The following is a 24008-nucleotide window of genomic DNA, read 5'->3' on the forward strand; positions in this document are numbered from 1 at the left end:
GTTACTTTAGTTTCTTGTGGTGATTCTGAAGCAATACAACAAAAAGCAAAATCTATTGAAAAAACTGCTCAAGAAATTATTAACGCAAAAAATATTAGGAATGCCTCGACGAACCAGCAGCCTGATTGCTCCTGGCAAAGCATCAAGTTTATTATCAGTGATAATCAGGGAAATAATGATCAGCAAGGTGGAAATAATGTAATTATTTTTGATCCTAAGTCTAAAGACCTTGATTTTAAGGTTAGCTTGGGTTTAAATCATCAAATTTATGCTAAAGATTTATATGGAAAATTATTAAAAAATACATCCCTAAAAGTTTTTCGGAAATTATAAATGATGAAAATGCCCAACTAGATGGAAAGAAACCAATTGCAGCAATTAACGCAGATTATATAGATCCTGAACATAAGCCACAAGGTTTAAATATTTCGCGAGGAGTAGAATATTCAGGTGTTTTTAAAGATAAACGATCTTCTTTTGGTATTTCAGGTGGTAAACCAGAAACGCGCAAGGCTACTATTCAAATTGGTAAAAGAAAAACTCCGAGTTTAAATTACAACCTTGTTGGAGGTAATGGTAGGTTTTATCAACAAGGAAAGTTTAAAGATATTTGTCAAGATTTGGGAGAGTATGCGTGTTCTCAAGAAACTAGCCGTTCTCTAGTAGCTATTACTGAAAAGGGATACGTAATTTTGTTAGTGAATAATGCTAATAATGAGCAAACTTTGTATCCATCTAGGTTCGATGATGTGCTGGCAGGTATCTCTAGAAATTACTGTTTAGGTAAGATTCAGGAAGGAATGTTGTTTGATGGAGGTTGGTCTACAGGTTTGTACTTTGATAACACAGTTTATGTTGAAAATCTCAATCCTATTGGCTCAGTATTTTTGATTTACAAAAAATAATATTAATGTCTAAAAAACCAGAGATTAAAAATTAAATTTGGTAAATTGTGCGATCGCATCTTGCTCATAAAAAGATGCCCGATTTTTTTGAAAAGTCGGGCATTTTATCTTATTGTGCAGTAGCATTCAACACTTAAAACTGAGATAGCCAATTCAATATCAGTGGATTGACAACTTCTGGTCGCTCATCGTGAGGACAATGACCTGTATTCGGAATAGATACAAATTCGATAGGTTGACCAGCTTCATTTAACTCTTCAAAAATTCGCCCTCCACTTACAGGAGTCCAAGGATCATCAGCACCCCAAATCACCAACATAGGATGCTTAACTTTAGGCAATAACTCCCCTGGAGTTGGACCAGGAGGTGCAGTGAGAACTGAAGCAAAAACTTGTTGAGCGCCCTCGTCACAGGAAGGAGTATATAGTAAATCTACCAACTCATCAGTAATTGCTTCTGGGTTGCGATAAACCTGGCGTAGAGTACTACGGATTCTCGCTTTCTGACGGACGCGATTAAAAATCAGTGAACCAAACCTTTTAGAACTAACTACCTTGGTGAATGCCTTCATTACCAAGCGTAAAGGCAAATTAAGTTCGTCGGGGCGGTGATTTAGTCCACCAGCACAGTTGATCAAAACGCCACCTGCGGTAATTTCTGGATAATCAGCCACCATGATCAAACTGAGCAATGCCCCAATTGAGTTACCAACAAATACTGTTGGTGTTTGAATGTGAGTATCCCAAAAATCCTTTAGTAGCCGCTCCCACAATTCTAGGGAATAATCTAGAGGTGGCTTAGAGGAACCGCCAAATCCTAATAAATCTATGGCAAATACTCGGTAGCCTCCAGCCGCGAGTTCAGGGATATTTTTACGCCAATGTCCAATGGAAGCACCAAACCCATGAATTAGTACTAATGGTTTGCCTGTACCGACAACTGTGTACTGAATTTGGTAGCCTTGCCAGTTCCAAATTAGTTTTTCAAAGTTGCTTGTTTTTGGTAGCTGTTCAGTAGTCATACTGTTTTTAGATTTTAAATATGGGTATTGTACAATTTTAAAATTTAAGTATTTTTAATTTAGTGTATTTAGCAGAATAGAAGAAAAATACTATCACTTTTTGTTATTGTTAAGATTAGGAAAATATGTGTTTGTATGGTCAAGTTCTCTAAATGAGAGAAAATGTCTGAAGGAACATTTCCAATTAATCAAAGTCAATACTTAACTATTTAGCCTCGGTGCCAGATGACAGTTATGAACCGCAGTTACTTTGCTTTAGTGGGTAGCGTTGCTTTTGCTACTGCCAGTGTTGCTACCAACACTAATGATCCTGCGATCGCTGGTATTTCGCCTCAGACAGTCAAAAATCCTGCAAATGTGGCAGTTGAGCTTGATAGCAGCAAACTGAAACAAAATAATGGTGTTGAGGCACTGCCTTTAGTAATCAATGCAGTAATGAAAGATGCTGTCCAGCGGACAGGAATGCCAAATTCTCAACTCAGTGTAGTTGAGGTAAAACAACAAACTTGGTCAGATGGGTGTCTAGGTTTGGGCGGCGCTGGAATCTGTACTCAAGCTATGGTTCCAGGTTGGTCTGTCACAGTAACTAATGGGGAAAGCCGCTGGCTGTATCGCACTAACTTATCGGGGACTGTAGTCAAGTGGGATGCCGCCGCAAGCTCTATTAAAACTGCTCGTGTCAATCCTCTAGTTAGCACTCCACCAGCGAGGAACACACAACCAGCGCCACTTCGTCCTATCCAACTACCTGATCAAGCAACTCGTCAAACTGAAACACCTACTCCACAAGTAAGACCTACACCAGCGCCGACACCGATAGTTACTCGTCGGTTTGAAACACCTACTCCACAAGTAAGACCTACATTAGTGCCGACACCGACAGTTACTCGTCGGTTTGAAACACCTACTCCACCAGCTACGAGTCGGGTTAATCAACCATTGGTCACCCAACCTAGCACTCAGCCTCAAATATCTTCTCCAACAAATTTCACTTTGGCAATTAGACAACCATTAGGCAGATCTCCTGGTGTGATTGCGAGGGTTTCTTTAAAAGCTAAAAAAGGTCAAAGCTATGCCCAAGAGCAGTTTGTTGGGGATTTCAAATACAGGATCAACAAACGAGCAAATTTTGGGGGAGGAGTAAAAGCAGGCGATCGCATTGCAGTACGCTTATACAATCTCCAAAATAAGCTCATTGGTTACAGCGAGTTTGAGGTTTTGCCTGAAAGAAGCGCAGTTAACTTAGTTGTTTCTAATTTCCCTGAGCAATTCCCCATAGTTCGTACTGTCTATGGCGTTGATAGCAATAGTGACAGCAGCATCGACAGTGGCACAAATGTAAATGATTACTTCAGCCAAATCGTTGATTCAACGGCTGGACAGGAAAGTGTGATCTTTCTACCTAGCCCAAGTAAGATTAACGTCAACACTTTTCAGATTGCTGGCTTACCAAATGCTACTACTAATAGCGTTTATACCAACTCATTAAGGACTGGTACAAATGCGATCGCCAATCGCATTGTCAACGTCTCCCGTGCAGGTATCGCGCGAGCTTTAAAAGCTACGCCGGGTCAAATCAATCCGGTAATCAATGTCAACGCAAATAATACTTCTACCTACGAAGTTAGCCAGCTAATAGGGAACCCCTTACAACCACAGGTAGCTCAAAATCAACCAGAAATACCAGAGGTGCAGACAATTGTAAATGTACCCCAACCCGAACAGGTACAACAGCAACCTCAAAATGTGCCACCACAGCTAGAAATAGAGCCAAATCAACCAAATAACATCAGTTTTACTGATGTCCCGGCAAACTATTGGGCAAAAGATTTTATTACTGAATTGGCGCAGAAAGAGATTATTAAAGGTTATCAAGGTCGCTTTCGACCAAACGATCCCGTCACACGGGGTGAGTTAGCTGCTATGTTAAGTCTCGCTTTGCCAAAAGCGAATGTTCGCCCCGCAGTTGATTTTAAAGATGTCTCCCCAGATCAATGGGTACACTCCTATATTCTGGAAGTTTATCAAAGAGGCTTTTTTGAGCTTGAGCCTGGTAATGTGGTTAACCCTAATAAAAATGTTACTCGCTTAGATGTGCTAGTGGCGTTAGCTAGGGGACTCAATTACACTCCTAAAGGCTTGGCTCAAAATATTTTGCAAGTTTTTAACGATACCTCGGCTATTCCTACTAGCCTGCGTAATTTTGTCGCGGCTGCTACTCAAAAAGGTTTAGTCGTCAACTACCCAAATATTAAATTGCTCAAACCCAATCAGGTAGCGACAAGAGCCGACGTAGCTGCTTTAATTTACCAGGGCATGGTGAGTACTGGTAAAGCTGTGGGGATCTCTTCACCTTATATAGTGGGAGAAGCAAATAAAGTCGGTCAAGTTAAGTAGATTGCCAAAGTGCGAGCTTCGCACATGGCAAAGCTTCGGCGCGTCTCTACATTCATTTTTGAAGAGGTCTAATAGAAAAGAATTGGCAAAGGAAAAACAATGATTGTTTTTTTCCTTTGCCAATTCTTTCCCAATTCCCTAAAAATATGCACAAATATCAATTAGATAGCCCTAAACCACCCATTTTTGAGCAGATTGAAGCTGAACGATTGCATCGCAAGCAGCGTCTAGCAGCAGCATTACGTCTGTTTGCACGTTTTGGTTTAGATGATGGTATTGCTACTACCATTACTGCCCGTGATCCCCAACTTAAAGATCATTTTTGGGTCAACCCGTTGGGAATGTCCCTGAGAAACATTCGAGTTTCTGATCTGATTCTTGTTAATACTGAAGGTAAGGCGATTGAAGGCGACAAATCTGCCAATCCAGCAGTTGCTATCCACTGTCAAATCCATATTGCTAGACCTGCTGTTGTAGCAGTAGTTTATGCCCATTCAGTCTATGGGAAAAGCTGGTCAAGCCTGGGGCGAATGCTTGACCCGATTACTCAGGAATCTTGTGCTTTTTATCAAGATCACAGCGTTTTTGATGACTCTACTGCTGTGGAGATTGAATCAGAACAGGGTAAGCGAATTGCCAAAACTCTTGGAGAAGGAAAGGCAGTAATTTTACGCAACCAAGCTATGCTTACCGTTGGTCACTCGGTTGATGAGGCTGCCTGGTGGTTTATTGCGATGGAGCGTGCTTGTCAGGCTCAGTTACTAGCGGAGGCTGCTGGAAATCCCGTTATACTGGCTCACGACACTGCTCGGTTAACTTACCATCAAGTGGGTTTGCACTTGGTTGGCTGGTCTAACTTTCAGTCACTATATCAAATGATTGTGCGACTGCAACCAGAGTTGCTGACTTAAAGACGTTGAAGCAAGTTTAAACCGTGAGTATCAGTTCCGCAGGTATTTAAGAGTTTGTAAATGGCGCTTAAATGTTTTACTTGCTGGGTTTGAGTTGGGCTAGGTTGCCAGGGATTGGGGTTATTGTAGGCATAGTAGGTTTCTACGCCGTCAATGCCTAAATCGGCGGCAACTGGAATTAACTGCTCGGCAGGACGGCGGTAGCGGGCAGGGTGAGCCAAAACTACTAAACCTCCGGCTTGATGCAAGGCGAAGATGACATTAGCCGCCTCAGCATCGCTACCTTTTGGGGCATTTCCTTTTAGGTAGATTTGCAAACTCGGATGTTGGGGATCGAAAGCGTAACCCAGGATATGAACTTCGGTTCCCATCAGGTTAGAGGTGATTTCTACACCTGTCCATAAATGGGGCGATCGCACTATCTCTTGATCGCTATCCAAAGCTTGCTGATTTAACCAGCGTTCCACAGCTTGATAACCTTTAATGCTATGGTGATCCGTGATCGCAAGTCCTTTTAGACCAATAGTTTTCGCCTGCTCGATGAGATCCTCTGGCTGTAACTTTCCATCTGAGCAAATTGTGTGCATATGGAAGTTAAAGCTGTGTGGACAACTGTTGGCATCAATTGTTTCAAATACTCGCCTCAGCGCCGTTACATTCTGCGCTGGTGGCTGGTGTGAAGCAGAAACCGGAGCAAGATTAGTCGCCATAACTGCCTCATAGATAGGTGCGTTTGACAAGATTAAATAGTAGACCACGAATCGTGGAAAAAGTTTCTAATTGTTAAGTTAACGCACTCTAAAAAAAACGTCTGCAACATTTTCTTTACTCAGTAAAATTACTTATAGTATTCGGGAATAATTTACTGATTTAGGATTCTACCCTTGCGGAATACGGGCGGCTTGTATGTCCCTACTACAAAAGAGCGATCGCATCCAGGGTCAACATTAGATATAGTGCCAGCGACACTTTAAATGCGTAAATTTTATGAATATTATAAGCAATCATAATGATCTGCTGTAATTAGTAAAGTGCGATCGCTCTTTTAAGTTTTAACAATTAATCGTTACCTTTGCTAGGCTATAGTCAATAATCTTCTGCATAGCCGTGTCTCTATTAGAGGAGGTTTAGTATTTTATGGAATTACAAGATAAAAACTGGCAGAATTTCTGTGAGAATCATTTGGGTAAGTGGCATGGTAGTAGGACTCGATATTCTGGTCAAGGAGAAGTAAAAGGATGGTTTGAAGCTTTCAGACTTTTACAAGCTAATTCAGATCAGACAGAAATTACTCACACCAACCGTAACATATACGCTGATAGCACAACTGAAGAACAAAGCTGGCAGTTTAGTAAGCATTCTAATAACTTCTCTGATGGCATCATGCACCCCATCACAGAACGTATGCGGTTTTTAGCACTTGAGCAAGGTGCAGCGGCTGGAGTTTATAAAAAAATAGAAGAACAAGTTGCGTTTGGGATAGAGTTATTTTTAATATATGAAAGCTTACGGTATAGTTTAGTAATTGTTTATGGCAAGGATGGCAACTTATCGAGCATTACCCTTATTCGTGAAGATAAAGTTGCTTATCCGAATAATTATTGGTCAAATGAAGTTAATCTTCTTGCCCAGCGAAATTTGAGCGGTAATTGGATAGGTAAATCAATAAAAATGACCCCTGATTTAAATGTTTCTGCCGAACTTCCAGCAGAACTACAAGAAACGACTGAAGGAAACGAAACTTTATTTTTTCCTGATGAAATTTCTTTGAGTTGCCCCAAGGAAGTCAAGGTAGGAAAACCAGCTAATATTACAACAACCTGGCTATCTAAACCTGATTTATTGCAACAAATTTCAGTTAGTTATAATAATTCAGGAGATTTTGCTGAACTGCAATTTGCAAAATTTAGCATACAAAAATAGGTTCGTAGTCAAACTTTAGCTTTAGAATAATTATTCTAAAGCTAAAGTTTTTATTACGCATCTAAACTAGCTAGTTCTTCCATCCTAAACTTGAACATTGGCAACTATCATTTGTGGCTAAACACTTCTAATGTAAAGTGTGTAAACCCAGATAGATCATAATGGCGAACACCCCGTTGCAATAAACCAGGATTTATTAACCAATCAACTACTACAAAAAACTCCTTGCCAACTTCAATAGACCAAGGACAACTAACTGAGACACCTTCTTGAGTATTCAAGGTACAGTAATTATCAGCTAAATTTTCTATTGGCTGCCATGAGGATTTTACTGCGGGTGATACTATTAAATCAGGTGTCATACTTTTTATTGTTCCCTCCCAATTACTATTAAGCTGATTGACGGCAGGAAGTATAGGGGTTTCAGTAAAACTGCCTGAGTTTTCAGTGATTACGAAAATCTTTTCCAAATTACCGTTTTCGTCATAAGCAGAACCAGCACTTATTCTGCGCTCTTCATGCCTAAAACCGCTTTCAAAAAAAAATGGTATCCACTTCAATTGATTTGACTGAACCACTCCAAACTTTTCTTTGGTGGCACTTTGTTCTCTTTTTGTAGAACCCCAAGAGAAAGCATTATCTAAAAACAAAGATAGAATTAGGGGTTTCTTTTTAGTTTCAAATATTTTCGACTCACTCCTGCCATCCGAATAAATATAGTGATTTTGGTGATAAATTTCACTACCATTGTCAGTCAGTAAAAAACTTCTGATCCCGCGAAATGATTCTATAACTTCTAATTTTGGAGAATATCTAGTCCAAGTACCATGCCAGTTGCCAACATGATATTGACTAAAATTCTCCCAATTTTGTACTTGTGGTTCCATAATGTCAAAAAATGAGTTTAATGCTCCAAGTTTATCCTTGGTCGCTCTTGATGGTTATTTTAAACTTTGCCAGTTTAAGCAATTATTTGAGGATGAATGAACTTGTATCCCGCCGTTTTAATTTTGTGATTAGAAACACGGGAATTATAGGGTTTTACTTCATCTGCTGATTCATCCCAAATAACTTTGGGGAGATTGTGATGTTCACACACAAGTTCAACTAAATCACGAGCCATCATCGGCACATCATTCACTAAATTATAAATTCCTTGTAACTGGTTAAGCAGTGCAAAATCAATCGCGGATACAATATCTTCAAGATGAATCCAGTGTGTGAAATATTCGCCTTTACCTGGACGAGTTGTACCTGCCCAACGGCTGAAGATTTTGACTAACTCACGAGCTTCACCGTAGATTCCTCCTAAGCGCAAAATACAAACTTTGAGGTGAGGATTAGCTGCTTGCAATAAAACTTGCTCTGTATCACATAAAACTTGACCGTTGCTATTTGCAGGTGCAACAGGCGATTGTTCATCTAACCACACACTTTTGCTATCCCCATAAACGCTGTAACTTCCGGTATAAATAACTTGTTTGACACTGGGGGCGTGTTGCAATGCTGCTACAAGGGTTTGAGCGGTGCGTAGGTAGGTTTGCTCATAAACATTTGCATCAACTTGGCGATCGCCTTTTGGCGCAACACTTACGACTACAGCATCTTGATTTTGCAACAAAGATCGCAACGCTAACTCATCATCACCCTTGATTACTACTACCTGATTAGCTATTTTCTCAAGTTCTGCTACCCGCTCTTGAGAAGTCGTAGTTACGGTGATTATATAACTTTTTTCTAGCTTCCAGTGACGGGCAACAGCACTGCCTACATAACCACAACCAATAATTGCAATATTCATGATTTTTTTTATGTAAAACTATCTCAATAAAATATTTTCTAACAAATCACTCTGGATATTTTCATTCTTAAGGATTTATTATTCAATTTTTAAAACCATAAATATTTTATTTTTGTATCTACCACAAGATAGATGTTTATAAAAAGTTTCAAAAATAGATTTACAGACTTTTACCAAGATTTTTAAGTATTTTTTAAGATTCTTGACATCCGATTCGGGATCGCTGCGATCGCGCCTATTGTAGAAAAATGGCAAGTTTAGTTTAATCCTTGGCGATTAGTACATCATTAGTACTATTGAATTTTATGAACATTTTCCCTAGTTTTGTACGTTCCCTGTTATTAACAACCGTTTTGAGCTTTAGCACTCCGGTTGTAGTAGTGGGAATGATGTTAGCATTATTATCCTTAGTGGCGTATCTACCTGGAATAGAAGCGATCGCTCAAACAGGTTCTAGCCTTATTTTGCAGTTTTTAGCGGTTTTTGGCAGTGGATGTCCTTGGGCAGGAGTATGTATTATTGGTTTAGCCTGTAGCTTCGTCGGAGGCTTGTTTGATACCTACGCCTTTTATAACTACCAAGCCCCCGTCACAATTAACAGACATAGTGCATAAATATAAAACTGCAAATCAAAGCAAAATAGTTGTGGGATCATTGCTTACCAAGGGCAATTTACCAAATCCTATCTAAATAAGGATGTGGGCAAGCTTAATTTTAATTTAATATGAAATTAAGGTTTGAATTTACCCTGAACTCATCAATGACCCACAGCCAAACAAACCACTCCTCTCCTTACCTATATGTAGTAGAGAAATCCTCTCCTTCCGCACTAAGTATTTACTCACAGATCAATGCTTGGCAAATAGCAAAAAAAATTGAATCTAAGCTCAAACAAAAAAGCATTGATGACTTAGAACCGATTGAGTTAGGAATGATGCAGTTTGGTCATGGAGATGAACGTCGGATAATTGATGACTGCAATCTTAATGAGTGTGGTATTCAACACTTTTATATTAAATCAACAGAACCTCTAGGTAATCATTACCATAAAAATAAACAAGAGGTATTTGTCATTGTAGAAGGGAAAGGAATTTTTACATATTTGCCCTTAAATCATGAAGGAAAACCTTTAGGTAAACAAAAGACAATTTCAGTAAAGAAAGGAAACGTAATTAAGGTTGATCCATTTACAGCACACGCCTTTCGCCTAAATATTGGAAGCACTATGTGGTGCTTTTCTTCGGCTCCTTTTGACCAAGATAATTTGGATATGCACTTCTTTAAATTGCATATAGAATAATCAGCAAGTTAATTTAAATATTAATTGTTTTAGTTTTAAATTAATAGTAGTAGAAATTATGCCCTACATGAGGCTAATTATATTTATCCAATCTACTTAAGCACTATTTTTTTAGGAAATTGGAATTTTAAATTAGATTAATTTTATAAGTGTAACAACAAAATTCCTGAAGTTTCAGTTCGTTTATGAATAATAGATTAAACAGTTTAAGAAACTGGCGCTCAGGGTATAGTAGGTTTGAATATGTCTAATAACCATGTGAATTTAGATACCGATACTTACACCGCACTGGAGGAAGAATTAAAATCATTGCGGCAGCGTGTTGCAGAACTGGAACAGCAATTAATCAATCAGCAACAAGTTCCATTTCGCATGGTGGTAGGAAGCGTAAACAACTACGAAATTATCATGCTAGACCCTCAAGGGTACATTCTTACTTGGAATGAGGGAGCAGAACTTTTAAAAGGTTATACCGCACAAGATATTATCGGCAAGCATTTTTCCTGTTTTTATAGCATTGAAGACATTAATAATGGCATACCTGAGCTAACTCTGTTAAAAGCAATAGAGCAAGGACGCTTAGAGGTTGAGGGTTGGCGGTTTCGTAAGGACGGGTCTAAGTTTTGGGCTGATGTAGTCACGACAGCTTTAAAAGACGAGAATGGAAAGTTACTAGGCTTCTCCAAAATGACTCGCGACGTAACTGACCGCAAACAGGTAGAGCAAGCTCAAGCAAGATTAAGTACAATTTTAGAAGCAACAAGTGACTTTGTGAGTAGTTGTGATCCAGAAGGGCAAATATTATATCTCAATAAAATAGGTCGTCAGATATTAGGAATTGGTGAGAAGGATGATCTAACTTTTAATATTTATGCTGCTCACCCCGAATGGGCTACAAAAATTATTAGAGAACAGGGAATTCCAACAGCTATTCGTGATGGTGTTTGGAGGGGAGAAACTGCACTTTTAAGCCAGGATGGGCAAGAAATTCCGGTTTCACAAGTGCTAGTTGCCCATAAAACAACAGATGGTGAATTAGAGTTTTTTTCTACAATTGCGCGAGATATTAGTGAGATAAAACAAAGTTCAGCAACATTGCAGCAAGCAATGCGAGACCAAAAAGAACTTTTAGCTCAAACTGAATATTCTGCACAGTTATTACGTGAAGTTATTGACGCTACCCCAGATTGGCTTTTCGTCAAAAACCATAATTTTCGCTATATGTTGACCAACAAAAGCTTTGCTGCGGCTATTGGTCAAACGCCTGAAACAGTTATGGGTAAAAATGATTTAGAGCTAGGATTTCCGCCAGAACAAGTATTTGGTAATCCAGAAGCAGGAATTCGGGGTTTTCGTGCAGATGACGAGCAAGTGCTTGCAGGTGAGGAAATCTATAATCCTTTTGATCCAGCTACCTATGCTGATGGTTCCGTGCATATCTTTGATACACAAAAACTTCCAATGCGCGATTCTGAAGGCAATATTTTTGGTGTCTTAGCTTTTTGTCGTGATATTACTGAACGTCACCATGCCGAGGAAGCACTACGGCAAAAAACTCAAGAATTAGAAGTTGCTTTAAAAGAAATTCGAGAAACTCAAGCACAACTGGTTCAAAGTGAAAAAATGTCCAGCTTGGGGCAATTAGTAGCTGGAATTGCCCATGAAGTTAATAATCCGATTAACTTTATTCACGGTAATATTCTTCATGCCAATGAATATACGGAAAACCTGCTAAATCTAATTGAGTTGTATACTAAGCACTATCCTCAGCCTGTTCCTGAAATTCAAGATGAAATAGAGGCAATAGAGCTTGAATTTTTAGTAGAAGATTTGCCAAAATTACTATCTTCAATGAAGTTAGGAGCAGAACGCATTCGCCAAATTGTTCTATCTCTACGCAACTTTTCGCGCTTGGATGAAGCAGAACATAAGGCGGTTGATGTTCACGAAGGAATTGATAATACTATACTAATTTTGCAGCATCGGTTAAAAGAAAAAGTAGGACGTGGCACTATTCAAATTGTCAAAAATTACGGCAATTTACCTTTAATTGAGTGTTATGCTGGGCAACTCAATCAGGTATTTATGAATATTATCACTAATGGGCTAGATGCACTAGAAGAGTATAATCATCAACGTTCCTTAGAAGAAATTAAAATTAATCCTAGCATAATTAAAATTAGTACCGAAGTTGTAGATAATAATTGGGTACAAATTCGGATTGCTGATAATGGTACTGGAATCCCAAAGGAGGTACAGAACCGATTGTTTGATCCTTTCTTTACAACTAAATCTATAGGTAAAGGAACGGGTTTGGGATTATCAATTAGCTATCAAATTGTTGTTGAAAAACATAAGGGTGAATTGCAGTGTATTTCAACGCCAGGAGAAGGGGCAGAGTTTGTCATTAAAATTCCTCTTAAGCAACAACATTTAATCAATTAACAATTGCTACGTCGGCAGGATCTAAATGTGCTATTAATTTTACGTTATATTCTGCTTCAAATACATCTTTTTTATAATCTAAACTCCATAGTTCCAAAACACATTTATCATCTGATTGACTAGGTTGCAGATGCAAGTGTAGCTCCATAATATTAGGTTGATACTCGCATTTGAATTGCTGAATTGCTCCAATTTGACGGCGATCAAGAGCAACTGCTAATCTCAATAAAGCACTTAATTGAGACACTATTTGGCGATATTTTTTGCTTGGTAAATTTTGATAGCTATCGTGCTTTTTCTTGGGGCTACTCTTGCGATGAAAACGTGCTAAATTAGCAATTATTTCTACTTCTGTTTCTGTATATCCCAGTAATTCGCCATTACGGATTAAGTAATATGAGTGCTTGTGGTGTGAGGAATGGCTGATATAGTGACCACAGCTATGCAACATTGCAGCCGCCCACAGTAATTCTCGTTCACGTTTACCCCAGTTGTGGAGTAAGCCTTGAGTTTGGTCAAATAAGCTAACTGCAAATTTGGCTACGCGATCGCTATATTCTAAATTAACCCCATATTTTGTAGCGATTTTAATTACACTGCGCTCTCTTACAGAATTTTGGTAACGTAAGCGGTCTTCAATTAAACCGTGAGTTAGCATCCAGTCAACAATCACTCCTTCCCTAAGACTGCGCTCACAAAGTGTCACTGAGTCAATACCAAGCAGTATCATTGCTTCTTGCAAAATTACTGCCCCAGCAATGATAATTTCTGAACGGCGGTCAGACATTCCAGGGATGACAGCGCGTTGTGCATAAGAAAGTTTGCGCCAACGATTAATTAACTCTTTAATCTCTTTAAGACTAACTTGATAACCAGTTAGGGGTGAGGGAATAAAACCCAGCTTCTCTTGTGCATGAATTATGGCGATAGTTTCAATTGTGCCAGATGTTCCGACTAATCGAGGAATTTCACCAGGCTGTAACTGCACTTTTAATTCTTCGACTGCTCTTTCTAATTGTCCGCGAACAAATGCTTGCAGATAAACAAATTCAGAATTACTAATCGGGTCAGTTTTAACAAACTCAGCCGTCATGCGAACAGCACCAACTTTGGTACTACTCAGGCTACGGGGTTCGTGACTATCTCCTAAAATTAATTCAGTAGAACCGCCGCCAATATCAATAATAATGTGGGGTTGGTTGTTAAATTCCATCCCCGACAATACGCCAAGATAGATTCTTCTTGCTTCTTCTTGACCAGATATTAAGTTGACAAATAAACCTAATTCTGCTTCTATCCGCTTGATAAATTCTCGCCCATTGGGGGCTTCGCGGACGGCGCTGGTAGCTACAGCAATAGTTTGTTCAACATTAAGAGATTTAGCTACTTCTTGACATCGGCGTAAAGCTGCGATCGCTCTTGCCATTGCTTCCGGTGTCAAATCTCCAGTTTCTTGAGAGCGATCGCCCAATCTTACTGTATCTTTTTCGCGATCGATAATTGTAAAAGCTGGTAATGCTGGTTGAATTCGCACCACTACCATGTGAATCGAATTCGTCCCAATATCTATAGCTGCCAGAATATGCTCTTTATCCGCAGTATCAGTAGGATCGTTATCGAAACTTACTTGTTCTTGCCCGATTAAATTAACCATCCAAGTGTATCCAGCTTTGCAGACCAGTTCCAGTGTCTATGGTTAACCATATCCTGAAATGTGATTAAGTAGCTGGGTGAAAATAAACTTAACAAGGAAACTGGCGATCGCTCATTGATAATTGATAATTGTTAATTGATAATTGATTATGCTCATTCAGCCACAACAACCGGAACCTACTTGGTTTACCATCATTCGCTTACTGCGTTGGGATAAACCCGCAGGACGCTTAATTTTAATGATTCCTGCTTTGTGGGCAGTATTTTTAGCCGCAGAAGGAAAACCACCTTTAACACTGGTAAGCGTAATTATTTTGGGTACTTTAGCAACCAGTGCTGCTGGTTGTGTAATTAATGATTTGTGGGATAGAGATATTGATCCACAAGTGCAAAGAACCAGTTCCCGTCCCCTTGCTTCCCGTGCTTTGTCGATTAAAACGGGAATTGTTGTTGCTGTAATCTCCATGATTTGTGCTGGTATTTTAGCTTTATATCTCAACCTCTTAACATTTTCTCTGTGCGTTGCAGCAGTTCCGGTGATTGTTTTTTATCCCACAGCCAAGCGAGTGTTTCCAGTTCCTCAATTAGTACTATCTATTGCTTGGGGTTTTGGAGTATTAATTAGTTGGACTGCGGTAACAGCTAAGTTAGAATTAACTACTTGGATATTGTGGGGTGCAACAGTACTTTGGACACTAGGATTTGATACAGTTTATGCCATGTCAGATCGAGAAGACGATCGCCAAATTGGTATCAATTCTAGCGCCTTATTTTTTGGTGATTACGTTGTTGAAGCAATTGGTATATTCTTTGCTGGTACGGTTGCGTTATTAGCATGGCTAGGCGTAGTTATGCAATTGCATCTAGCCTTCTGGCTTTCTTTAGTTATTGCTGCTTCATTTTGGGTTTGGGAATATTTACGACTACGTCAACCAAATATAGCTAATGCTACCTACGGAGAAATTTTCCGCCAAAACGTTTGGATTGGTTTTATTTTATTAGCTGGCATGATTTCAGGAATTTTGGTTTAAACATCAGCAATTCTTGCTAAATATAACCGTGAAAAAAATTATTATTGGGGTGATGGGTGCTGGCGCTGGAGCATCAGAAATTGACCAACAAAACGCCTATAAACTTGGTGAAATGATTGCCCAACAAGGATGGGTTTTGCTGACTGGCGGTAGAAATGTTGGTGTGATGGATGCAGCAAGTAAAGGTGCAAAAGCTGCAAATGGTCTGACAATTGGCATTTTACCTACTGACGACAGTAGCAATGTATCTGATGCTGTAGATATTGCCATTGTTACTGATATGGGTAATGCCCGTAATAATATTAACGTTCTTAGCAGTAATGTGATTATTGCGTGTGGAATGGGTGCTGGTACTGCTTCAGAAATTGCTTTAGCTATTAAGGCTAATAAAAAAGTTATTTTGTTAAATGATAGTGAGGAAAGTAAAATATTTTTCTCAAGCTTATCAAGAGATAATATTTTTATCGCGCATCTTCCTGAAGAGGTAATTAAAATTGTTAAAGGAATTTTGAGCGATCGCTAATAGACCCATGCAAAAATCAATGTAGAGATATCTTATTTCGCGTCTCTACAAGGGTTTGAGATAACGCACCTTTAATTTCGGGAGATAGCTAATCAATACACTGAATAACTTTTAAGCTAAAATTTTATCGTTAAGTTTTATTTTACGAGCTTTGATAATCTGGATCTTGTCAGGCTGAATAACTGGAATGTTAAAGCCGCTAGATTCGCTATAAGCTTGAAAGCAGTTAGGAGAGATAGAGAACACAATGGCTTTTGAACAACCACCCTTACCATACGACTTTAACGCTCTAGAGCCGCATATGTCGGCAAAAACCTTTGAATTCCATTACGGCAAGCACCACGCGGCTTACGTTACAAACCTCAACAAATTGGTACAAGATACCGAAATGGCTGACAAGTCACTTGAGGAAGTTATTAAGGCAAGCTTCGGTGATTCGTCCAAAACTGGTATTTTCAACAACGCCGCCCAAGTTTGGAACCACACCTTCTTCTGGAATTGCATGAAGCCAAATGGTGGTGGACAACCAACTGGCGAGTTAGCAGATAAAATCAATACTGCTTTTGGTAGCTTCGATAAATTTAAAGAAGAGTTCAAAAACGCTGCTGTAACCCAATTTGGTAGCGGCTGGGCTTGGCTAGTTAAGGACGGTGATACCCTCAAAATTACCAAAACCCCTAACGCAGAAAATCCCCTAGCTCACGGGCAAACTGCCTTGCTAACAGTTGATGTTTGGGAACACGCTTATTACCTTGACTACCAAAACCGTCGTCCCGACTTCGTACAAACTGTGCTAGACAACTTGATTAACTGGGATTTCGTTACCCAAAATCTGTCTGCATAAAGCTACCAATATACATATCCCATGTATTTAGTCGCCTAACTTTGGGAACATTTTAAAAATTTTAAGAACAGCTACAAATCAAAAAGTAGCTGTTTTTTTTTACTAAAATGAAGCATTGGGAAAAATTCTTCAAGTAAATATATCGAAGGCTCAATAATGAATAGTGAAGAAATAGCGAAATATATAGAAGTAACAGATAGTCTCCATAAGCCCTGGCTGCTAGTGCAACTACGCCTGAAAAAACTGCAAGAGTGTCGAGCAATGCTTTCAGAAGATGAATACCTTAGTACCTTAACTGATATTCAGCAGGATCTGATGAACTTGGGTGAATGGTGGGTAGGAAAGGAAGATGAAGTTTTTTAAGTTTTGAGCTAAAAGTTATATAGGTATGCTCAGTTAGTTACGAGAAATCTTTTTGTATAAACCGCCAAGAAACCAAGAGCGCCAAGAAATATTATGACTAAATCTAAAGATATAGTAGAGACTGAAATTAATCTTTTCGACCCACAATACTACTTCAGCCGAGAACTAAGTTGGTTGGAATTTAATAACCGTGTGCTGCATGAAGCGATTGATCCTCGCACACCGTTACTAGAACGACTGAAGTTTATGTCTATCTTCAGTTCTAATTTAGATGAATTTTTTATGGTGCGCGTTGCTGCTTTGAAGGAACAGGTAGCTGCGAAGGTAAATAAATTACCACCGGATGGGCGTACTCCCGCAGAACAAATAGAGATGATTAGCTTACGGCTGCGTCCGATGTTGATGCAACAACATCAGCATTTTGAGCAAGCATTACGACCCCAAATGGCGGCTTATGGCATCCACCTGCTTGACTATATGGATTTAAGTCAGGAACAGCGAATATATTTACAAAAATATTATGATGAGCAGATTTTTCCAGTTTTGACACCGTTGGCTGTTGATCCTAGCCATCCGTTTCCTCATATTTCTAATCTCAGCTTAAATTTGGCAGTGGTAGTAAAAGATCCCGAAACTGGGGAAGAATTTTTTGCTCGTGTAAAAGTACCGAAAGTTTTGCCTCGGTTTGTGCCTTTACCAGAAGATTTGCGGGTACGAAGTAAGGAACGGCGGGCTATTTGGGCAGGTGTTCCTTTGGAACAAGTGATTGCTCATAACCTGGAGTCTTTATTTCCAGGGATGAATATTCAGGAATATTACACTTTTCGGGTGACTCGCAATGCTGATTTGGCTGTAGAAGAAGATGAAGCTGATGATTTGCTGTTGGCAATTGAGCAGGAACTACACAAACGACGCATGGGTGGTTCAACTGTACGGATAGAAGTGCAAGCATCTATGCCGGATACGGTGCGAGTAATGTTGAGGCGTGAGTTGGGATTAAAGGATCGTGATGTTTATCAGGTAGAAGGGCTGCTAGGGCTGGTAGATTTAATCTCTTTTATGGAATTACCTTTGCCTGAATTAAAAGATCCAGGTTGGACACCAGTAGTGCCGCCGCGCTTGCGTAAAATTCCTGAACCTGAAGCAGGAAATTTTCAGTTTGATGCTGAGGATGATGAAGATTTTTTTGCTGTGATTCGCACCGGAGATTTATTGGTACATCATCCTTATCATTGTTTTAGCTCAACTGTACAACGCTTTATCGCCTGTGCTGCTTATGATCCAAATGTGCTGGCGATTAAGATGACGTTGTATCGGACTTCTGGTGATTCACCGATTTTAGCTGCGCTAATTAAGGCGGCAGAACATGGTAAGCAGGTGGCGGTGTTAGTAGAGTTAAAGGCGCGTTTTGATGAAGAAAATAATATTAATTGGGCGCGGAAGTTAGAACAAGCTGGAATTCATGTAGTTTATGGTTTGGTGGGTTTGAAGACGCATACAAAAGTTGTGTTGGTGGTACGTCGGGAAGAAAATTGTATTCGGCGTTATGTTCATATTGGTACGGGGAATTATAATCCGAAGACGGCGCGATTTTATACGGATTTGGGATTGTTTAGTTGCCGAGAAGATTTAGGTGCAGATCTGACGGATTTGTTTAATTATTTAACGGGTTATTCCAGGCAAAGATCTTATCGTAAGTTGTTGGTGTCGCCTGTGAATTGTCGCGATCGCTTTTTAGCTTTAATTCAACGGGAGATTGAACATTGTCGCAATGGTGGTAGCGGTCGAATTGTGGCGAAAATGAATGCTTTGGTTGATCAGACGTTAATTGCCAAGCTATATGAAGCCTCACGCGCTGGGGTGAAAATTGACGTAATTGTGCGTGGGATGTGTTCTTTACGTCCAGGTGTTGAAGGTATTAGTGAAAATATTCGGGTAATCAGTATTATTGGGCGGTTTTTAGAACACTCGCGGATTTTTTACTTTTATAACGGCGGTAAGGAGGAAGTTTATATTGGTAGTGCGGATTGGATGCCACGTAATTTGGATCGTAGAGTAGAAGCGATCGCACCTGTTGATGATCCTGAAATTGCCAAGGATGTGCAAGAATTTTTGGGCATTATGCTGGCAGATAATCGTCAAGCTTGGGATTTACAACCGGATGGGCGTTATATTCAACGTCATCCAGGTGAAAAGTCTCACGAGCAGAATACCCAAAAAATATTGATGGATATGGCACAGCAATCAGGAGGGGTAGTTTAGTCAAGAACTTTGAAAAGACTCTTGGTCATGCCACTGCAAAGCTCAATCTCTGCTTCATCAGACTGATGCTCATTCTTATTGGCATCTGGATAGATCTCAAATGGGTTCTATAAAACAGTATCTGATTAAAGTTAGCTTATCGCTCTCTCACTATCATGAAAAATTTAGACAGGAATAGCAGCAAGGCAACTCCAGAACAAATTGCCAGCTTAAGGAAGGGTCGGCTTCAAGAGGAAAATGAAAGCCTTCGTAAGCAGAGCGAACGGCTCTATGAGAATATTGACAATTTACAGCAGAAGGTAACAAAGGCTTCAGAAATAATTCAGAAAGAACGGAGCGAGAAACAGAAGTTTTTAGACAAGTTGCATGAAGCTGCTGCTTCCTTCAAAACGTTGCGTGGCAAATTAGGCAATATGACGGCGCAACGAAATAGAGCGCATCGGGCGCTTAAAGTCACAATGGATAAGTTAGGAAAAGCCAATCAAGATATTGCGAATATTCAAGAGGAACAGACCCAGGAGTTTACTGATTTAGTGAAAGATTACCAAGAGATGTCGGCGGAGCAAAGGCGTTTCTTGCCAGCGAAGTTGAGGCATCGTTTAGACCAATACGAAAGAGATTACAAATAGATTACCAATGAAGACAAGAGCGGAGCGAGATAGAGAGTTTAATGCAGTTAGGCAGACTTTACGCGAAGCCGGAGAATCTGTCCTCCACGCGGCTAAAGCTCAGGAAGATTTATTTGACGCATCAGTATCGGCAGTAGCAGAAGCGATGGGCATCCCTGAAGATGCTTCTAAACCTAAAATTTTGGGCATGAATACCTTGGATACAAATCGGTTTTACACAGAGGCGATCGCGGAACGTGACGCAGCTTCAACGTATGAGGAATACATAGCAGCACTAGAAAAATTGCAACGTTTATTGGAGTTAGAGGCGGGAGTGCTAGAGGCTGAGGTACGGATAATTAATGCCAAAAAGCTTCTCAATCCGATTCCCGCAGACTTAACCATTCCACCCCCTAAAGAGTGGACGGAAAGTGAACTCAAGAAAGAATACAAAACCATTGCTGAAGCGTGTCAGGCGCTGGGGATAGAAGCACGTTCTTGGAAAGATGTAGCCAAAAAAGCCAATCAGAAGTCTTCTTAGGTTTGAGTTTTTGAGAAAAAATGGGGTTGAGCCGAGATCTGATACTGTTGGCGAAGTCATTGGAATGGGATTTTTTGACCATATTGACGAAAGATAACCCTCAGTAGAGTAAAGGTTATATGTGTTAATAAATATTTCGCCAACAGTATCAGTATTGGAACGGGAAACCAACATTTAACGACTTTGACACCGAAAAAGAACTAGAACAAGTTAATAATTCTCAAGTAGTCCCTAATGGTAATTCTTGACACTCGCCCCAACTGCTATTAAAAGATTTGTTCAGATTTCATTTAGTACAAGTCACTCATGTGATTGCTAGAACAATATGCTCTCCTTTGAGGGTCATAAACAATATCACATCGACCACAATAAAAAAGTCGATTCCAAATGGAAATTGCTTTGTTGTACTTCTCTTTTTCATCAGGAGGTGTAACCTTTGGATTAAGGAACATCATTACTGAAGGCACTAAAGAAAGAACTCCGATTCCTATTATCCACGACCATTGGAAAGAAGCCCCAATTATTAATATAATGAGCGCAAATACAGAACATCCAAGACCTGCCTCTCGGTCGCTTGCCTCCCTATTTACTGGTGGTTTTGGAGGTGCCAAGATGTAACTCAGTTTAGTTTGACTACTGCCCTCTAAGTTTATAGAAGCATCGGTTGAAGATATACCCCCATATCTATATCCATCGTAGGTTTTCCCTTCCGATTTACCTGATACCTCAGTGCTACTATAGCCAGAATTATGAACAGCAGAAACCTTTTGAACTCGATCAATTTGGTCACAATGCGGGCAATGTAAATCTATAACTACTTCCTTTAAACCTTCAGCACCATAAACCTGTAGTGCCTTTAGCTTATCGTTTTGACCTTTCTCATTGTTTAGAAATCGTAAATTTTTATACTTTTTCATTGATTTAAAAGGCTTTTGATTATTTGTTATTGCAACCTCTGGGCGCGAATAGTCACCTGTAGGATCTGAAGAAACATTATTATCAAGCAACCGCAAATTCGGCGGTTCAATTAATTCAATATCTTCACTCCAAGCGGGGATATGTTCACCTGTCTTTCGCCCAGAAATTTTAACTACTTCAAAAGATACAATTCCTAATTTGTCTATTGCACTATGAATAAACGTAACCACAGCTTCTTGCTTTGGTACGTTAACCGATTCAACCAATATGTGTAAGCACCCATTCTTCACAGTTGCTTTTGTCGTAATCCCTTTAGTTTGCAGAGAACGATTTAGTAGAGTGGCGATCGCATTAGGATTTCCCTGTTTAGCAAGTTCTAGAAGGCTTGGTTGAGTCATAACCAACAGAAGTACTACTCTACTCTGGTAAAAATAAACCTAGAATAGCACTCCAAGGAGACATTACCAAATAGCCTAGAACACAAGTAACAAAACTTCACTGTAACAATAACCCTGCTTTTAGCGCGATCGCCAACTCCTCATCCTCTCCCAAAAACTCCCGTGAGAATTTCTGGTAAAGTTTTACGTTTTATAGTTTTAGGGTCGTAACCAACTATCCCGTAAATTAATAATTAGCGATGAAGTTGCATTTCTAAACTCTGATGAAAGATAAATTTTTGGATTGGCTCAACGTGGTTTTAGTCGCCGACGTATTCCTGGTATTAGCTAGCTTTGCGTGGTTAGCGATCGCAGTTATCGGTCATTCTGCTGGCGTTCCCCTGGGCTTAGATCTGTGGTATAAACTCTGGCAACCAGTATTTACCCCCGCAATTGGTATTCTCATGGGTGGTGCAATTATTAGCGGGTTAGCTAGTCAAATTTCTAAGCGGTTGAAATCTAATTAAGGAATATTACAAGCTAACTTCCTGAATTTCAGCTAAATTGGGTAATTTTTCCCGATTGGTGGCGGTGGTAACTTCGGGCGATCGCTCACAACGAACAGTAAAATTACAATAGTGACAAAGATTGGCTGTTGCTGATACTTGAGGAAAATCTTCGCCTGTTTCCTGATAGCGTCGCAGCCAATCTGTTAATTTTTTTAATAAATTTGTTAAATCTCGTTTAGTTTGTTCGTGCATCGTAGCACTATAAGTAAATTTTAAACTTTCTGGTTGCGGTTGCGATTGCACAAACCAGTAAGTCATCGAAATTTGTTCAGGCAAATAATCACTGGTTTCTGCCAAAACATAGAGATATAAACGAGTTTGCCAATCTTTTGCTACCAAGCGTTGATGTTTAGGTTTAGGATAAGTTTTCCAATCTAAAATTTGTGCCTTTTCATTATCTGCAATTAATAAATCATAAATTACAGTAAGTACATAACCGTCAATATTCAAAGTTCGACAATGTTCACTCTGACGAAATGTTTCTGGATTTGATGTTAAAATTTCTGGCGCTGCACTGATTAATGATGTTACCCAACGCTGTAATTGTGCATCTTCTTCAACAAAAGATTCAACTGGTAGCCCTAATTCACGTTGCTGCATTAACAAGTGAAAGCGACTGCCCCAAGTTTGCTTATCTTGTTGCTCTATATTGGGTAGAGAACCTAATTGATCAAAGTAGATATGTTGAAATTTACGCGGGCAAGCTTCTAGTAGATTTAAGTATCCTTGAGAAAGCCTGATTAGCGGTGAGACGTGAGGAGGAAAATTCATATTTTATTGTATGATTGTTATACAGAAAAAACCTATTAGCAAAGCTATCTTAGGCTGCGTAGGCAGCATTTGTTTGTATAGCTTCAGGCTTTAGCCTGTAAGAAAGGGACATGATATTAATTGTGCAACCATAGATGAGTTATTTAAACCTTGGTTAGCACAAACACACTACCCTTATTCCCTCGTCCAATTCGCAAGTCTTCATCAAGATAAGTAATATCTAGCCAGCCTTGCTGGTCATTACTGTTGATATTAAAATCAATTGCTGGAAACTTTTTGCCGTTTTCAATTTGTCTAATAAATTCATTGGGCGATTCATAGCCAACTAAACGTTGTAAACCAATAATTGATCGTTCAAATTTTACCTGAACACGAATTTTAGTTAAAACCTCAAATTTAGCAGCAACACTAACTAAGCCTTCTAAGTAAGGCAGACCATAAACTTCAGCTATGTTGTAAACTCTTGAATCTTTTGCCCTAATACATTGGTAGATTTGACCGAGTTTCAACAAGGGAAAGTTGTCTATTCTTAATAGCTCATCGCTGCTAGTATATAATAGCCGCCAATTACCTTCTAGTAAGTCAAGTGCCTCAAATGGTTTAGGAGTAGGGTTACGTTCTTCTAATTGGCTAACGGCGACGAGAATTGCTTGTTTATCTACCTCAGTCGCTAGTAAACCACGATTTTTACCTGCGATCGCTTCTAACAATTTTGCTTTCTTCATAATTAATTTTGGCATCTGTAATTAAATAAGTATTTAGCTATCAGCAGTAGGCTTTAACGATTGGCTCATAGCTGACGGCTGACCCCTGACCGCTAGAAATAAATTTTTAAATCTAACTCT

22 protein-coding genes and 1 pseudogene are annotated in these 24008 nt (G+C 39.4%); 15 read left to right on the top strand and 8 right to left on the bottom strand.

Going from position 1 to position 24008, the window contains the following annotated elements; all coding sequences use genetic code 11:
* Positions 1–78 precede the first annotated feature (78 nt).
* Positions 79–905 (top strand): annotated as a pseudogene (locus CRI9333_RS28305) (phosphodiester glycosidase family protein).
* Positions 906–1038: 133 nt separating this feature from the next.
* Here the strand turns inward: CRI9333_RS28305 and CRI9333_RS06215 are convergent.
* Positions 1039–1926, bottom strand: a complete 888-nt coding sequence (locus tag CRI9333_RS06215; RefSeq protein ID WP_015202313.1) for an alpha/beta fold hydrolase — start codon at positions 1924–1926, stop codon at positions 1039–1041.
* Between the two features lie 225 nt (positions 1927–2151).
* Between CRI9333_RS06215 and CRI9333_RS24770 the strand changes: the two genes are divergently transcribed.
* Both CRI9333_RS24770 and CRI9333_RS06230 read left to right on the top strand, forming a co-directional pair.
* The gene (locus CRI9333_RS24770) at positions 2152–4323 is read left to right on the top strand and encodes an S-layer homology domain-containing protein (RefSeq protein ID WP_015202314.1); all 2172 of its coding nucleotides are present in this window, start codon (positions 2152–2154) and stop codon (positions 4321–4323) included.
* A 146-nt stretch (positions 4324–4469) separates the two neighbouring features.
* Complete coding sequence (locus CRI9333_RS06230) at positions 4470–5234, top strand: class II aldolase/adducin family protein (protein ID WP_015202315.1); 765 nt, start codon at positions 4470–4472, stop codon at positions 5232–5234.
* Here CRI9333_RS06230 and CRI9333_RS06235 read toward each other — a convergent pair.
* A complete protein-coding gene (locus CRI9333_RS06235) occupies positions 5231–5944 on the bottom strand; it encodes a PHP domain-containing protein (protein ID WP_015202316.1) in 714 nt (237 codons plus the stop codon). The two genes, CRI9333_RS06230 and CRI9333_RS06235, sit on opposite strands and share 4 nt — an antisense overlap.
* A 427-nt stretch (positions 5945–6371) precedes the next feature.
* Here CRI9333_RS06235 and CRI9333_RS06240 point away from each other — a divergent pair, with 427 nt between their 5' ends.
* Positions 6372–7157, top strand: coding sequence for a DUF3598 family protein (locus CRI9333_RS06240; protein WP_015202317.1), 786 nt, complete (start codon positions 6372–6374; stop codon positions 7155–7157).
* Positions 7158–7264: 107 nt separating this feature from the next.
* Here CRI9333_RS06240 and CRI9333_RS06245 read toward each other — a convergent pair whose 3' ends face one another.
* Both CRI9333_RS06245 and CRI9333_RS06250 read right to left on the bottom strand, forming a co-directional pair.
* On the bottom strand, positions 7265–8044 hold the full coding sequence (locus CRI9333_RS06245) for a DUF3598 family protein (RefSeq protein ID WP_015202318.1): 780 nt from the start codon (positions 8042–8044) through the stop codon (positions 7265–7267).
* A gap of 74 nt (positions 8045–8118) precedes the next feature.
* Positions 8119–8958 carry an SDR family oxidoreductase gene (locus CRI9333_RS06250; RefSeq protein ID WP_015202319.1) on the bottom strand — a complete coding sequence of 280 codons (840 nt, stop codon included), beginning with the start codon at positions 8956–8958 and terminating at the stop codon, positions 8119–8121.
* 305 nt (positions 8959–9263) lie between these two features.
* Between CRI9333_RS06250 and CRI9333_RS06255 the strand changes: the two genes are divergently transcribed.
* The 3 genes from CRI9333_RS06255 to CRI9333_RS06265 all read left to right on the top strand — a co-directional run bounded on the left by CRI9333_RS06255 (position 9264) and on the right by CRI9333_RS06265 (position 12703).
* A complete protein-coding gene (locus CRI9333_RS06255; RefSeq protein ID WP_015202320.1) occupies positions 9264–9572 on the top strand; it encodes a hypothetical protein in 309 nt (102 codons plus the stop codon).
* 146 nt (positions 9573–9718) lie between these two features.
* On the top strand, positions 9719–10258 hold the full coding sequence (locus CRI9333_RS06260) for a hypothetical protein (protein ID WP_015202321.1): 540 nt from the start codon (positions 9719–9721) through the stop codon (positions 10256–10258).
* Between the two features lie 243 nt (positions 10259–10501).
* Positions 10502–12703 carry a PAS domain S-box protein gene (locus tag CRI9333_RS06265; protein ID WP_015202322.1) on the top strand — a complete coding sequence of 734 codons (2202 nt, stop codon included), beginning with the start codon at positions 10502–10504 and terminating at the stop codon, positions 12701–12703.
* Here CRI9333_RS06265 and CRI9333_RS06270 read toward each other — a convergent pair.
* Positions 12696–14357, bottom strand: coding sequence for a Ppx/GppA phosphatase family protein (locus tag CRI9333_RS06270; RefSeq protein ID WP_015202323.1), 1662 nt, complete (start codon positions 14355–14357; stop codon positions 12696–12698). The genes CRI9333_RS06265 and CRI9333_RS06270 overlap by 8 nt on opposite strands.
* A 148-nt stretch (positions 14358–14505) precedes the next feature.
* Here CRI9333_RS06270 and CRI9333_RS06275 point away from each other — a divergent pair, with 148 nt between their 5' ends.
* From CRI9333_RS06275 to CRI9333_RS06305, 7 genes are all read left to right on the top strand, one after another.
* Entirely contained in the window at positions 14506–15387 is an 882-nt protein-coding gene (locus CRI9333_RS06275; RefSeq protein WP_015202324.1) for a 4-hydroxybenzoate solanesyltransferase, read from the top strand.
* Between the two features lie 28 nt (positions 15388–15415).
* Positions 15416–15910: a TIGR00725 family protein gene (locus CRI9333_RS06280; protein ID WP_041225963.1), complete on the top strand. Its 495-nt coding sequence runs from the start codon at positions 15416–15418 to the stop codon at positions 15908–15910.
* Between the two features lie 247 nt (positions 15911–16157).
* Positions 16158–16754: a superoxide dismutase [Fe] gene (locus CRI9333_RS06285; protein WP_015202326.1), complete on the top strand. Its 597-nt coding sequence runs from the start codon at positions 16158–16160 to the stop codon at positions 16752–16754.
* Positions 16755–16910: 156 nt separating this feature from the next.
* Positions 16911–17117, top strand: coding sequence for a hypothetical protein (locus CRI9333_RS06290; RefSeq protein WP_015202327.1), 207 nt, complete (start codon positions 16911–16913; stop codon positions 17115–17117).
* Between the two features lie 93 nt (positions 17118–17210).
* The gene (gene ppk1 / locus CRI9333_RS06295; protein WP_015202328.1) at positions 17211–19379 is read left to right on the top strand and encodes a polyphosphate kinase 1; all 2169 of its coding nucleotides are present in this window, start codon (positions 17211–17213) and stop codon (positions 19377–19379) included.
* Between the two features lie 155 nt (positions 19380–19534).
* On the top strand, positions 19535–20008 hold the full coding sequence (locus tag CRI9333_RS06300; RefSeq protein ID WP_041225964.1) for a hypothetical protein: 474 nt from the start codon (positions 19535–19537) through the stop codon (positions 20006–20008).
* A gap of 7 nt (positions 20009–20015) precedes the next feature.
* A complete protein-coding gene (locus CRI9333_RS06305) occupies positions 20016–20528 on the top strand; it encodes a hypothetical protein (RefSeq protein ID WP_015202329.1) in 513 nt (170 codons plus the stop codon).
* A 290-nt stretch (positions 20529–20818) separates the two neighbouring features.
* On the opposite strand, the gene CRI9333_RS24775 is transcribed toward CRI9333_RS06305, so the two are convergent.
* Positions 20819–21844, bottom strand: a complete 1026-nt coding sequence (locus CRI9333_RS24775; protein ID WP_015202330.1) for a hypothetical protein — start codon at positions 21842–21844, stop codon at positions 20819–20821.
* 263 nt (positions 21845–22107) lie between these two features.
* On the opposite strand from CRI9333_RS24775, the gene CRI9333_RS06315 reads away from it, so the two are divergent.
* Positions 22108–22350, top strand: coding sequence for a hypothetical protein (locus tag CRI9333_RS06315; RefSeq protein ID WP_015202331.1), 243 nt, complete (start codon positions 22108–22110; stop codon positions 22348–22350).
* Between the two features lie 6 nt (positions 22351–22356).
* Here CRI9333_RS06315 and CRI9333_RS06320 read toward each other — a convergent pair whose 3' ends face one another.
* Positions 22357–23163: a PD-(D/E)XK nuclease family protein gene (locus tag CRI9333_RS06320; RefSeq protein WP_015202332.1), complete on the bottom strand. Its 807-nt coding sequence runs from the start codon at positions 23161–23163 to the stop codon at positions 22357–22359.
* Positions 23164–23306: 143 nt separating this feature from the next.
* Positions 23307–23891 carry a PAP/fibrillin family protein gene (locus tag CRI9333_RS06325; RefSeq protein WP_041226434.1) on the bottom strand — a complete coding sequence of 195 codons (585 nt, stop codon included), beginning with the start codon at positions 23889–23891 and terminating at the stop codon, positions 23307–23309.
* Positions 23892–24008: the final 117 nt, after the last annotated feature.

Source organism: Crinalium epipsammum PCC 9333, assembly GCF_000317495.1.
Classification (GTDB): domain Bacteria; phylum Cyanobacteriota; class Cyanobacteriia; order Cyanobacteriales; family PCC-9333; genus Crinalium; species Crinalium epipsammum.

Coding starts and splice junctions, on each gene's coding strand:
- CRI9333_RS06265 (WP_015202322.1), top strand. CDS start 10,502: ATGTCTAATAACCATGTGAATTTAGATACCGATACTTACACCGCACTG.
- ppk1 (WP_015202328.1), top strand. CDS start 17,211: ATGACTAAATCTAAAGATATAGTAGAGACTGAAATTAATCTTTTCGAC.
- CRI9333_RS06230 (WP_015202315.1), top strand. CDS start 4,470: ATGCACAAATATCAATTAGATAGCCCTAAACCACCCATTTTTGAGCAG.
- CRI9333_RS06245 (WP_015202318.1), bottom strand. CDS start 8,044: ATGGAACCACAAGTACAAAATTGGGAGAATTTTAGTCAATATCATGTT.
- CRI9333_RS06250 (WP_015202319.1), bottom strand. CDS start 8,958: ATGAATATTGCAATTATTGGTTGTGGTTATGTAGGCAGTGCTGTTGCC.
- CRI9333_RS06300 (WP_041225964.1), top strand. CDS start 19,535: ATGAAAAATTTAGACAGGAATAGCAGCAAGGCAACTCCAGAACAAATT.
- CRI9333_RS06255 (WP_015202320.1), top strand. CDS start 9,264: ATGAACATTTTCCCTAGTTTTGTACGTTCCCTGTTATTAACAACCGTT.
- CRI9333_RS06260 (WP_015202321.1), top strand. CDS start 9,719: ATGACCCACAGCCAAACAAACCACTCCTCTCCTTACCTATATGTAGTA.
- CRI9333_RS24770 (WP_015202314.1), top strand. CDS start 2,152: ATGACAGTTATGAACCGCAGTTACTTTGCTTTAGTGGGTAGCGTTGCT.
- CRI9333_RS06275 (WP_015202324.1), top strand. CDS start 14,506: ATGCTCATTCAGCCACAACAACCGGAACCTACTTGGTTTACCATCATT.
- CRI9333_RS06240 (WP_015202317.1), top strand. CDS start 6,372: ATGGAATTACAAGATAAAAACTGGCAGAATTTCTGTGAGAATCATTTG.
- CRI9333_RS06235 (WP_015202316.1), bottom strand. CDS start 5,944: ATGGCGACTAATCTTGCTCCGGTTTCTGCTTCACACCAGCCACCAGCG.
- CRI9333_RS06320 (WP_015202332.1), bottom strand. CDS start 23,163: ATGAATTTTCCTCCTCACGTCTCACCGCTAATCAGGCTTTCTCAAGGA.
- CRI9333_RS24775 (WP_015202330.1), bottom strand. CDS start 21,844: ATGACTCAACCAAGCCTTCTAGAACTTGCTAAACAGGGAAATCCTAAT.
- CRI9333_RS06305 (WP_015202329.1), top strand. CDS start 20,016: ATGAAGACAAGAGCGGAGCGAGATAGAGAGTTTAATGCAGTTAGGCAG.
- CRI9333_RS06290 (WP_015202327.1), top strand. CDS start 16,911: ATGAATAGTGAAGAAATAGCGAAATATATAGAAGTAACAGATAGTCTC.
- CRI9333_RS06270 (WP_015202323.1), bottom strand. CDS start 14,357: ATGGTTAATTTAATCGGGCAAGAACAAGTAAGTTTCGATAACGATCCT.
- CRI9333_RS06215 (WP_015202313.1), bottom strand. CDS start 1,926: ATGACTACTGAACAGCTACCAAAAACAAGCAACTTTGAAAAACTAATT.
- CRI9333_RS06315 (WP_015202331.1), top strand. CDS start 22,108: ATGAAAGATAAATTTTTGGATTGGCTCAACGTGGTTTTAGTCGCCGAC.
- CRI9333_RS06285 (WP_015202326.1), top strand. CDS start 16,158: ATGGCTTTTGAACAACCACCCTTACCATACGACTTTAACGCTCTAGAG.